We start from the raw sequence: 249 nt of genomic DNA, 5'->3' as shown, positions 1-249 counted from the left end.
GGTAGCGGCGGAGGGGATCGAACCCCCGACCTCACGGGTATGAACCGTACGCTCTAGCCAGCTGAGCTACACCGCCAAATATTTTTTGAAACCAAGTGGAGCCTAGCGGGATCGAACCGCTGACCTCCTGCGTGCAAAGCAGGCGCTCTCCCAGCTGAGCTAAGGCCCCAAGAATGGTCGGGAAGACAGGATTCGAACCTGCGACCCCATGGTCCCAAACCATGTGCTCTACCAAGCTGAGCTACTTCC

General features: G+C 58.2%; 2 tRNA genes. Both read right to left on the bottom strand.

Going from position 1 to position 249, the window contains the following annotated elements:
* Positions 1-2: 2 nt before the first annotated feature.
* Positions 3-76: transfer RNA gene (locus SB658_RS26155), tRNA-Met, on the bottom strand.
* 20 nt (positions 77-96) lie between these two features.
* Positions 97-169, bottom strand: a tRNA-Ala gene (locus SB658_RS26150).
* Positions 170-249 lie beyond the last annotated feature (80 nt).

The organism is Bacillus sp. SIMBA_008, from assembly GCF_046535495.1.
Lineage (GTDB): Bacteria > Bacillota > Bacilli > Bacillales > Bacillaceae > Bacillus > Bacillus subtilis.
This window is presented reverse-complemented; position numbering and strand designations above follow the sequence as displayed.